Genomic DNA, 11,753 nt, shown 5'->3' with positions numbered 1-11,753 from the left:
ATTGTATATGTAATGTGAATATAGAACCTCTGTTTTTCCAGCATTTTTCTGTTTATTTTAGGTGGGAAAAATAGGAGGTTTTTTCATGCTACTAAATAACTTTTTGCTAAGTACAGCAAAACGAGAATTAAGTCCAAACCTTGTTCATGTTCCTACAGGTGCTATCAATAAATCTGTTAAAAAAGTAATTAAAGCTATTGATATTATTCTGTTCGAGTATGAAGGTAAAACCACTAAAGAATACTTCGAACAAACACCACGCCGCTATAAGGCATTAGAAGTTGTTTTATCTTACCTAGTACAAGAAGGCTACTCTCAAATGAGACAAAATCAAATCAGTGAAAAATCGGGTATTTCTGTCCCGATCATCAACTTTATTCTGAATTGGTTAGAGGACCTTGAAGTATGCCATCAAATCAAAACAAGACGTCATGGTAAGATTGCACCATCTATTTACATATTAAGCCTCAATACCAATTATTTAAAAATCATTGAATATTTTAAGCAAAAATGGGCGTTTTCAATTGATATTTTTTCTACATTTACAAAGTTTCTATCTAAAAAACTAAGTAAAAAACAGGAGAAATCTACAGAACAAGCCGAAAAACCAACTGTACCTACATGCCAGGGAATAGATATATTGGATTCTGTTGCTCCTATAAATGAAGAAGTAGAAGAAAAAGAGCCAGAGAATGCCCCTACTTTGGGTGAAAAGTTAGAACTACGATTCCACGAAATGGATGAATTTATGAGTGAAGATCAAAAGAAACTTTATATCTACATCTTAAGTAAAGACACAAACATTACTGAAAAAGATGCTTATACAATCGCATTGCGTATGCCAACAAACGTAGATTGGCAAGAAAGAAAGTCTTTTGAGGATTGTGTACAGATGTTTGAAGTAAACAAATCGCAAGTAAGTACACCTGCACATTTCATGAAAATTTACACACAACAGCTAACTGCAAACAGAAAGCGTAGAGAGCAACAAGCAAAAGAACGTAGAACAAACATGGCATTTGGAAAACCAATGAAGAGTCTCATACCATCAATGGATTTATTCAAAAAAATGACTGATCCAAACGCCTAAATCTCATTTTCCACAAAAAAATAATTGTTTTATAGCCTTGTTCAAAAAATTCACCCCTAACAAGGCTTTTTGTCATGCCATTCTTTATTTTAATAGATTAAACATATTATCAATCTATTATATTTTCGTAAATTAAGGGCGTTTTTCACAACAAATCCACTATGAATTTATAATCGAATTGAACCTGCTCTTAAATCAGTAATTAAATAAGAAGAATTTTCTAATCCCTTGTGAGAGTAAGGCTTAGTGAGCAAAAATAAATCCTAATGTATTTAATCATTTTAATTTTTTATAAAACAAGATTTATTATAAAAAGTATCCCATATTGGGAACTATATTTTTCTAGATTTTTAAACATAAACCCTCAAATCAAACTAAATACCAAAATAGAACTCTTCTTATCATTTAATATACAAATCTACGGAACACCGAATATCTGCAGACAGTATAAATACTAATATTCGTGATTTTCACCATAAATATATAGTACAGCACTTTAAAAACAAAGAATCATTTCTGTTCATTATGAGCATTTCAGTAAAAAGAATAACCTCAGAATTAATTCAGAATAATATGCGATAAATCTACAGAATTAGTTGCGACAACATACTTAGGTTATTCTGAACTTATTCTCATCTTAAACTCATTGATAGAACTAGGTTCCGCGGAATATTTAGAAACTTAGATTTACCTTGAAGCTCTCCTGGTAAGGGTATCTTGATTCAGCTATGAATCAGATTCCGTTGCCAGGCAGATTCTCATAAAACTACGTAGGCGGGGCGGCGGCCATTCCCATTCCTCGCATATCGTCCTCCTCAACATCGGCCCATCATTCGCCTTCCACTCATTCCTACACATCTATATATCCACCTATACCACAACCCCACGCCCTGTCTAGCCCTGCCCATATGTCTCCGTATAGCCCCGCAATGTCTTGGCCCTGGAATCCCACCAAGCCCCAAAGAAAACACTGCGACCTAGAATCCCTTATTGCTTGTTTGTGTGGTTCTCGTATATAATTGCGGTACACAATTTTTAAGACAAAGGAGTATATAAACATGACTTGGGAACTTTCTGTTGATGTTTTCCTTGCTGATCTGTTAAAACATGGCCGTAAATCTTCCACCGTTAAACAATACCGTTACGATCTCACACTTTTTACATCATGGATTCAGAGATACGTTAAATCGCCTCCAGAATCGTTTTTTTGTTCTTTTGATACAAATATATTAGACAGATACTTAGAAGCTCTTAAAAAGGAACGTGAAGCGTCGTTTTCTAATGTCAAACGTGTACGAGGCATTCTGATTAACTTTTTACGATTTCATGGTGCGGCCCAGGATTTAAAAAGTAATGTCTCCCCTCCTGAACTAACTTCTAAACACTTTGCATCGGACAAAGAAATTAAAAAGCTATTCCGCGTCATGCGTAGTTATAACGGATTAACCGACTACCAGGCGTCAGGAAGAAAGTTTATTCTGGAACGTAACCTTTTATTGGTCCATTTCATGTTAGATTATGGACTATCTATCCAGGACATTCTTACGCTTTCTATGCATGATATACACTTTGGAACGAATGCCATTACTCCAGGAGGACTACACGCTTATAAACGATCTATCACCCTTTCAAAAGAGCATGTAAAACTTGCCTTATCGTATTACAACAAGATTCCTAACCTTGTAAGACCGCGCCAACAGACGGGCGACCCTTTCTTTGTAGCGTTTGATTTCGGCCCGCAAACGTTCCGCTGGGACTATGAAAAAGATCACCCCGCCGCTTTAACTCGAATCGCTGTACAACGCATGTTACAGAAAGAAGCAAAACGCGCTGAAATCCATATAACGCCTACTATGCTACGGAACCGTTTTATATTAAATGCGCTACAGAATGGCATGAACCCTGTTGAGATTAAAGCATATTTGGGATTAAAAAGCATTGAAGCTTTGCATAGATACGTTCAATTTTGGAATAAGCGGCAATAACTAGCGTTTAAAGTAAACATGAAAAAGCCCTGGTACAATCAAAACCAGGGTCTTATCTTCAAAATCTGTATCCTTTACTTCCAAATCAGTTAAATAGGGCTTAATACCTATAAATTCAAGAGAGATTCTTCCGTTATTTCTAAATCTTTTTTCAGCTTATTGAACATCTCTGTACATTCTACAACATAAGCTTTCTTAACTTCATCATCAACAGCTTTATTATACATCTCTTCAATTTCATCTCTTCTTTTTTCAAACTTCCCTATACTTTGGTCATACACCAACTTAGAAACATAAACCCACAACGCTAACAATGACCACTTTAATTTTAAAAGTTTATAATTCTCAGCCTTATCTTGTTTCTTTTTGTTCCATTCCCTATCAAAAAAGTCTCTCTTCAATTCTTTATCCAAAGAACTTGCTAACTCATCTAATTTTTCATCTGTGATGCTAAATCTAAGCCTATGAGCATATCTATTTCTTAAAGTATTAAACTTTTCAAAAGGATTCATTTTATCTTTCGGTAGTAACCCTAACGCAACAACTAAATTTAATTTGCTATTAAACGAAGGATTTTTGTCTAAAAAAACTTTCGGTTCTACAAAATAATTCCTCAGCATTTTTTCAATTTCATACTCAATATAAAGGTGAGCGCGTAAAACTATTTGAAGCTCATCTTCTCCTTTTGTGGCATCCATGAACTCATCTATATCTTTTTCTATTTTTCGAGCACTATGAACATATAATTCATCCATCAAAGTAATCGGTCCAATCATTACATACATCTCCATTCCACATTCAATCATATCTTTTTAACCTTATTTTAACACTATTATTACTAAACACCTTAGTTGTCCTTAATCATTAAGGTAATACATCGTAATAAAAAATTCGCAGCACATCGTTTCATGCTTTTTTATAACGCTACAATTCAAAAACAATTAAATCATTCAAAAGTCAATATAAATGAATACAAGTGAATATTAATCAATACAAAAAACACTTGCATTTTAATTATTCTTATAGATTTTCACCAATAATTTTGTATTGACTTGTATTAAACTGTATTAATTTATGTGTAATTGTATTGACTTTTTAAAAGAGTTTAGCATATAATGGAATTAAGTTAACCGATAAAAAATAATCTTTAGGAGGTTTTTATATATGGCAATTCTTAAAGCTGGTGCGGATGCGGGAAACAGTGGTTTAAAATTAAATGTATTAGGTCTTGATCCTTTATTCATACCAAGTATTTATTCACATCACATTGGAGAAACAACAAACATTTTGAGTGATGAGGATATTTCTGTTGAAGATTTAGAAAACAACATTGATGTTACAATTTCATCACCTACCTTAAAAGCAAACAATCTGCGTTACATTATTGGTCAAAAAGTGATTGATGAAAACATTAAAGGTATTGAAATGGAAAAGAAATCGGATAAATCGAAAGATGATCTTGTGTTACTTGTTACATTAGCTGGTTTAGCAATTACAGCTATGAAAAAACTACCAAATAAAGATAAAATTGATGTTACTTATGATCTTTCTGTTGCATTACCTGTCGCAACAATCACACCTCAAACAGCACAGGGATTTGTAGAACGTTATATGAATCATCATACGGTGAAATTCCACCATCCAAGCGGACGTGAAGTAGTAGTTAATATCCAAATTGAATTTTGCAAGTGTTTACCGGAAGGCGCGGCGGGTTCATGGGGAATCGTTTATGATGAAAAAGGTAAAACCATTAAAAGAAAAGTAGAAGCTACAGAAGGAAAAACTACGGAAATAGACTTTGTTGACAAAACTATATTATCTTTCGATATTGGCGCTGGTACAACAGAAGAAGTTGTTTCTCATGGTGTTAGCTTTAAACATAAAATGAGTCGTGGTTTACCATATGGAGTGAAAGAAACTTTACTTGATATTATCAAGGTTTGGAACTTAAACAATAAACAAAAGACAATAGACAGCATTGCTGAATTTAATGCAATTTATCTTGATTCTGAGCATCCTCGTCATATTCGTTTAAAAGAGGCGTCACGCGGCGCATTATTAGGTTTAGCAAATCGAATTGCAACTGATATTATTAATAAAATTGATGATATGAAAGATGATCCGTATGTATTCATTTATGGTGGCGGTGCCGCAATTGTAAAAGAAAGCCTACAGCAAATTTTAGAACAAAAAGGACGTTTAACAAATGTCATTTTCTTAAAAGACCCACTTTTCGTAAATGCACGCGGATTACTTGTGTACACATGCTCTCCAAGATTTGAAGAATTAAAAGAAAAAGCGCTTGCTCCTGTCGGTGAAAAATAATGGCTCGTAAAATATACAAAGCTGGTGATAGAGCAAATGTCTATATTAAAAAAGACATTTCACCAGAAATGATCGATTTTATTAACAAACAAAGTGATCTTACAATGTTCTTTTTGTATGCGGCGCAACAACTCCATAAACAAATTGGTAATACAGATGTAGCGGAAATTTTACCACGTAAATACACATTTACATTGGATAACGAAACACAGCCTTTACCAATCAAACACAATGAAGGTTCAAAAACTGTTCATACACCTGTTTCGGATCAAACACACATCGAAACAAGTCAAGAAATAACGAATCCTGGGGAATCCCATGATGAAGAGGAAAATACATCATGGAATAAACTGAATGATTTAGAAGATGATCCATATGCATAATGCAAAGAAAGAGTTGTTCTTTTATAAGAGCAACTCTTTTTCTTTTAATTTATAATAAAAATATCAAAGAAAAGGGAGAGAAGTTCATGGCTTATAATCTCGTTACAGACAAACTTTATAGTGTTGACTTTGAAGAATTAGAAATTATGTTTAAAAGAAATAATTTACTGAATTTTGAGCATCAAGATGAATGGCTTAATAGTTGGTTAGAAATATTAAAAAAAGCGGATCAAGACACAAATATCCAAATCGAAAATAAATATAAAAACAACCTCTCTTTTGAAGGGTTTGAAATTTTTCAAAAAAAAATAATTCTTCCTTCATTTACATTTTATTTGAATTTTGTAATCACAGGTGCCCGCCTTTTCATAAAAAAAACAAACCCAAGAATCCAAAAAATCTCATTGGATAGTATACAGAATAAGTCATTTCCCTTAGATTGGACCCCTACTGACAATTGGAAGGGTTCTGTAAATAACCAAAAACCGATTATATGCACACAGTTTCCATTCGGCATGAATGAATACCTATTAATTGATGGAAACCATCGATTAACAGCGAAAATAAATACACGACAAAAATCTGTAAAATCGTATATTATTAGTGCACAAGAAATCGTAGATCATTGTATATTACCAATGTCAATTGATAAAACCATGTATCTATTTATCATGGAAACCTCAAACTTTTCGAAAGCGCTATCCGAAAATAAATACACCCATCAACAAATTTTTGATTCTTCTTTAATACACTCAACATTTAAAGAAGTTTTAAATTAATAAAAAAGAGTTGTTCTTTCCTAAGAGCAACTCTTTTTTTATTAGGATTATTTTTGTATTGATTTGAAAGCTATGAAGATTATTAAAGAAAATACTTACAAAGACTTGATTAAACAAGAAATACACTTCAAAATTGGAATTGAACGACCTTTGAGCGAGGGAGGATAAACATATGAATGATACAACATCACAAGAACGCGCTTACTGGACACATGAAGTATCTGAAAAACTACAAATATCTGATAGCACTTTAAAGCGCTGGGCGAATGAACTAGAAGTGAGCGGGTATAAATTCGCAAAAGGTGCAAATGACAGTCGTGCATTTACCGCTCAAGATATACAAGCATTAGAAAAGTATAGGTATTTGACCAAAAAACAAAAAGTAAAAAAAGAAGAGGCCGCAACAGCTGTTGTAGAAGAGTTTAAAGAAAAAACGAGCGATTGGGCGCCCCCCGCTCATCAAGAAAATGAACTAACTTTAACTAGCTCACAAGTCGCTCAAACCTTAGAAACTTTCATGAGACAACTTCAAGAGCAAGAGAAAACGAATCAACAAATTCTCCAAGAATTACAGTCTGCTAACGAGTTAAATAAAACTCTGTTATTGCAATATGAACAATTGAAACGAGATTTTGATGAAATGCGTGAATCACAAAAACTTATAGCGTCCACCCAAGAGCAAAAACAAGGATTCTGGTCTAGGTTCTTTTCAAAAAATAAAGACGTATGATGAAAAACTACATCATGCGTCTTTATTTTTGTTCCACTACACAAATTATTTTTCTTCAAAACTAAATTCTAATTTGCTGTTTGCAATTTAAATCTTTTTTTATATTTTCTTACATGTAAATGTCAATTTTTTTTTGGAAGCCGCCTTGCAAAGATTTGTTGTATGATGCGTAAGTCAAATCTTTGCATTATATGTATACCAGATTACTAGCTAAAAATTAATAGAATCGTTCGTTGGATTGTTTCATAAAAATTCTACTTTCTCCCTATATTTAAAAAAATATTAAACTCTATAGAATAGATTCCAAAAAATCTGTCCAAACTTGTAACCAAATTATACAAGTTTAGGAGAGATGAACAGTGTTTTTCAAAGATAATAAAACCATATTAAAAAAGTGGCTGGATCGTCATGGAATAGAACAACAAAAAATTGCACGTACTGCGGGTATTTCTTTACCAACAATGACAAAGGCTTGTCGTGACAAAACGTATATTCCAACACCCCTTGTAATGAAAAAACTCCTGAAAGTTATTAGAAAAATAGACCCCTATGCACAACCACATGATTTTTGGAAAATGTAAATACGCACAAGAACTATTGCCCTTGTGCCTTTACTTCATACGTTTGAGAATTCTTTTTATTTAATATGATTCGTCAATTTTATTTTTGTTTAGATTTTATAAAGTTCCAATGTGCTAAAAATAATACTCCTTGTAAATGATTAATCAGATCATCTACTTTGTGTCCTTGTTCAATATCCTCTGTTAAAAGGACACGTGGCGCTTTATAGGCATAAAATTCTTGCGCACAACAAGTTGTAGGGCTTACCAAATCGCCTGATTCATCCCATATTGGTAAACAAATCTTATCAGGGTGCGCTGACCTTTCACAATTTAACCAAGTTTGTAACAATGGCCTTACATTTCTTTCATCTTGCTTTTGTGTCAACCATGCACAACAGGACTTTACATGATTTAGTTGTTCTAAAAGATGATCATCCCTATTATCGTTATACTTAAATTTTAATTCAGATAATACAAGTGCACGTAAATTAACAACAAGGCTCATTAAACGTACAATTTGTCTAACTTTTTCCACCTTATCTTCATCATGATAATATTGAATAAGAGGTCCGTAAATTTCTTCGTTTAGATCATAAGCGATATTATTTAATAACTGTTGGTGTTCTGGTTTTGGTTCATATTCTTTAAAATTTTCTACTTGTCCCAAATATAGACCTGTTAACCTATTAATTTCCAAATCCTTGATTGCATCTATAATGGCATTACGGCTCTGAAGTATTTGATTATTAATGGCATTTATAATATCCATCGAACGTTGTTGTTCTTCTTTGGCTTTTTCTCTTTCTAAGTAAGCTTTAACACCTGCCGCAATAATTTCTATAATTTCCATATAATTTTTCACTCCCTATTTTTTTGATATTTTGCCCCACAGAAAAATACTTATTCCGATCTTATTAAACTGTTTTAGAAAGATATTAAGAAAAAGGCTGGCAATTTGCTCAACCTTTTTTATCCATATTTTCTTTGTAATTCAATCCACAATCGGCCATACATACGAGAATGCCTTTTTGTTAGAAGGCTATTATCATATTTAGGTTTTAGTGGTGATGCCATTTTGCAAATAAACGATGGTTGCATTTCTCCCCCAGCTCTTACACTGATAATCGCGTGATGTGCTGGTATTTTATATGCTTGTTCTAGTGAAATTGTATCCTCAAATCGATACTTAGATAATTCAAATGTCTTTGTATGATCGTTCATAAATAGGAATTGCTGTACGCCGCCGCCTTGTAAATTCTCTTGTAATGACGGTTTCAATTTGTTCCAATGGTGAAATGCATATATGCTTCCTAGTCTTTCTTTTCTGCCTTCTGTACCCACTCTACCCATCAATTTAGTTAATCCTTCACTTTCATATTGCTCGGGTTCATTAAAGATGATAAATGCCCCATTTTCTTGCTCTTTTTTAGTCATTAATAACCTGGTCATGAAGGTTTTTAATGTGATCCAGTGAACCAGGGTTTTTACTGCATGTTCCCCCAATCCCCTAGCATTTGGAACCCTCAAAATAATAACTTTTCCTTCTTGCATCCATTTACCAAAATCAAGTTCTTTCAATGGGTCTTGTGCAAAGATATCATACAATCTTTCATTCCCAAAAAAGCGGTTTAATCTGGTTATGATGGGATCACACTTATTCCCTAATTGTTCATTATCTCCCCACTGTATCAGCTCATTCGCAAGACGCAAATTCCCTTCATTCACTAATTCTTGAATACGATTTACCCGAAAGTCCTCATCTTCTATAATACGTTTTATATTAAATAGACTTCCTTTACTTGCTTTGGCCGCATCCGTTAAATATTTTTCACTTCGGCTTAATCCTTCAATTTGCATGAAATCAATCATTTCATCCGCAAATCTTGAAGCACCGTTCCGCCCTAGCTTTGTAATTACTTCTGTTAAATCTAGAGGTGGAATATAATCACTGTCGTTTAAATCCAGATCAATAATATTTTCTGGTGGTAATGCATCACGAATCCCGTCTGCCATACCCCGCCCACCTTCTTCTACAATTGCATCTGGTATGATAAAACTAATCTTATGTTTTGTATTTCCTTCAATAACAAAATTCTTAATTGCTGTATCTTTACCAGCCCCCTGTCCTCCTATAAAGACATAACCTCTATAAAAATTATCTGGATTATCTATTGGCATATAGATTGGTATTTTTTGATCTTTCAATTCCGAATATCCTAAAAATATTCCTTTCTCATCCCGCATAATCGCTGGTATCTCAATTTCAACTTTCTTTTTTACACTCAATGCATCGGCATATTTTCGTTGCAACTCTTTTACAGGCATTTGCAAAGCTAATTTGCTCATTTCATCGGTACTCATCAAATTTACATTCGGATCAAACTTTGTCTTGCTTGATAGTTCGAATGTATTTAATTCCTGTAATATTTCTGTTTGGCGTTTTCTCATTCTTATTTTTACACCATGTAGTTCATTCGTTTCTGATAAATCCATCATAGAAAGTGCTAAGGTTTCCCCCATTGTCTCCCTGGTTAACCGATCATGGGAATGTGAGGCCACCCGTATACGCGTTTTAAAAACAGGCTGATTTCCTTTGTCATAGCTCACACGATTTGTTCCAACTTCATCAGCGGTTGTATGTGCCTTTTTAATGATGTGCTCTTTGCTAAATTTTTTATCTGATTTAAAAAAAGCGTTCGAGAACGCCTGGAATGTATCAGTTAATAAATCATTTATTTCATTAATAACAGCCGCAACACCAATTTTAGCCCCTGTTACAAGTCGTTTGCCGCTCATATTAATCCGTTGAGGTGGTTTCCCCTTCTTTAGCTTTTCAATGGCCCAGGAAGCGTTTTTTACCCATTTCTGACGGTTTTCCGCTTCATTACAGATACTCAATCGGCAAATGTCTCCATCATAACTTAGTTCATCAATAACACTTAAAATATTACCAATAGGTGTTTTTGTATCGTTGCTATTTGTATTTAAGGAAAAGATGTCATGTTTCAAATATCGCATTTCTTGTACGATTGTATTTTCATTAGAAATTTGCAAATCTGATATTTCGGCTTCCTTAATTGTCACACTCATTTTGTTCTCTAGTTTTCTTTTGAGCTTTAATGCTTGATATTCGCTAGTTGCTACATAAAATTCAATTTTCTTCTGGCCCTTTTCCTGTTTGAAAACAACATCAAACCAGAAATAGTCCTTTTCACGATAATGAAATGTAATCCCTTTTCTTTCTACACGACTTCCCATACTTTCGTACATTTCATACATCTTATGGATCGCCCGCCATAAACGCTTTGTATTATTAGATACATCCGCATGAGGAATAATCCGATATACAACCATTTTGTTTTTTTCTACTTGTAAAAATTGTTTTAAAGAATATATCTCTTTTCTTTTAAACCAGGATTTTTTTATTTTCTTAGGTTCATATAATACTGGCAAATATTCATTTTGTGCCAAAACAGGAAGGTTTGTATTTTCTTTATCGCATATAATAAAGCCTTCTCCCTGTATCATTTTTAGGCCCCTCCTAATATACATATTGCTAAGATAAGTCCGCCTGCAAAATAGGCAAGCGGCTTCATCATTCCGCCTTTGTTTGTCATTGAACCTATCATGATAAATCCAGCTGTCACCAATGCACCATATCCCATAATATCGGGCAAATTTAGAATAAACCAATGACCTAATTCGCCTACTATATCAACCATAAATTCACCAACTGGCTTGAAAATCCATTCCATTTCCTTCCCTACAATAGCATCACTAAAATTATTTAATTGATCTAAAAAAGAACCCTCTTTTGCCTTTTCTCCAATATACCCAGCTGTATTAGCCGCAATCATTTTTCCACCTTCTAAAATGAATTTCACAAGGACCCCTCCTT

General features: G+C 33.6%; 11 protein-coding genes. 7 read left to right on the top strand and 4 right to left on the bottom strand.

Translation table 11 applies throughout. The annotated features are described in order from the left end of the window. The first annotated feature begins 85 nt into the window (after positions 1-85). Positions 86-1,090 (top strand): hypothetical protein, encoded by a 1,005-nt coding sequence (locus N2V80_RS30120; RefSeq protein WP_061655309.1) that lies wholly within the window; start codon positions 86-88, stop codon positions 1,088-1,090. A 1,058-nt stretch (positions 1,091-2,148) separates the two neighbouring features. Next, entirely contained in the window at positions 2,149-3,075 is a 927-nt protein-coding gene (locus N2V80_RS30115; RefSeq protein WP_061655307.1) for a tyrosine-type recombinase/integrase, read from the top strand. A 107-nt stretch (positions 3,076-3,182) separates the two neighbouring features. Here N2V80_RS30115 and N2V80_RS30110 read toward each other — a convergent pair whose 3' ends face one another. Next, positions 3,183-3,851 (bottom strand): hypothetical protein, encoded by a 669-nt coding sequence (locus N2V80_RS30110; RefSeq protein WP_061655306.1) that lies wholly within the window; start codon positions 3,849-3,851, stop codon positions 3,183-3,185. Positions 3,852-4,239: 388 nt separating this feature from the next. Between N2V80_RS30110 and N2V80_RS30105 the strand changes: the two genes are divergently transcribed. From N2V80_RS30105 to N2V80_RS30085, 5 genes are all read left to right on the top strand, one after another. Then, positions 4,240-5,400 (top strand): ParM/StbA family protein, encoded by a 1,161-nt coding sequence (locus N2V80_RS30105; protein ID WP_061655305.1) that lies wholly within the window; start codon positions 4,240-4,242, stop codon positions 5,398-5,400. Next, complete coding sequence (locus N2V80_RS30100; RefSeq protein WP_061655304.1) at positions 5,400-5,783, top strand: hypothetical protein; 384 nt, start codon at positions 5,400-5,402, stop codon at positions 5,781-5,783. The genes N2V80_RS30105 and N2V80_RS30100 overlap by 1 nt, the downstream gene beginning before the upstream one ends. Then, complete coding sequence (locus tag N2V80_RS30095) at positions 5,783-6,562, top strand: hypothetical protein (protein ID WP_061655303.1); 780 nt, start codon at positions 5,783-5,785, stop codon at positions 6,560-6,562. The genes N2V80_RS30100 and N2V80_RS30095 overlap by 1 nt, the downstream gene beginning before the upstream one ends. A gap of 172 nt (positions 6,563-6,734) precedes the next feature. After that, positions 6,735-7,292, top strand: a complete 558-nt coding sequence (locus tag N2V80_RS30090) for a MerR family transcriptional regulator (RefSeq protein WP_061655302.1) — start codon at positions 6,735-6,737, stop codon at positions 7,290-7,292. A 359-nt stretch (positions 7,293-7,651) separates the two neighbouring features. Then, a complete protein-coding gene (locus N2V80_RS30085; RefSeq protein WP_000465160.1) occupies positions 7,652-7,873 on the top strand; it encodes a helix-turn-helix domain-containing protein in 222 nt (73 codons plus the stop codon). A 79-nt stretch (positions 7,874-7,952) separates the two neighbouring features. Here N2V80_RS30085 and N2V80_RS30080 read toward each other — a convergent pair whose 3' ends face one another. The 3 genes from N2V80_RS30080 to N2V80_RS30070 all read right to left on the bottom strand — a co-directional run bounded on the left by N2V80_RS30080 (position 7,953) and on the right by N2V80_RS30070 (position 11,739). Then, entirely contained in the window at positions 7,953-8,705 is a 753-nt protein-coding gene (locus N2V80_RS30080; RefSeq protein WP_061655301.1) for a hypothetical protein, read from the bottom strand. A 119-nt stretch (positions 8,706-8,824) separates the two neighbouring features. Beyond that, positions 8,825-11,383, bottom strand: a complete 2,559-nt coding sequence (locus N2V80_RS30075) for a hypothetical protein (protein ID WP_061655300.1) — start codon at positions 11,381-11,383, stop codon at positions 8,825-8,827. A 2-nt stretch (positions 11,384-11,385) separates the two neighbouring features. Then, a complete protein-coding gene (locus N2V80_RS30070) occupies positions 11,386-11,739 on the bottom strand; it encodes a hypothetical protein (protein WP_030029963.1) in 354 nt (117 codons plus the stop codon). Positions 11,740-11,753: the final 14 nt, after the last annotated feature.

Origin of the sequence: Bacillus sp. FSL W8-0640 (assembly GCF_038007725.1) — a bacterium.
Classification (GTDB): Bacteria; Bacillota; Bacilli; order Bacillales; family Bacillaceae_G; genus Bacillus_A; species Bacillus_A cereus.
The sequence above is the reverse complement of the archived record's forward strand: the minus strand, read 5'-3'. Positions and strand labels throughout refer to the sequence as shown.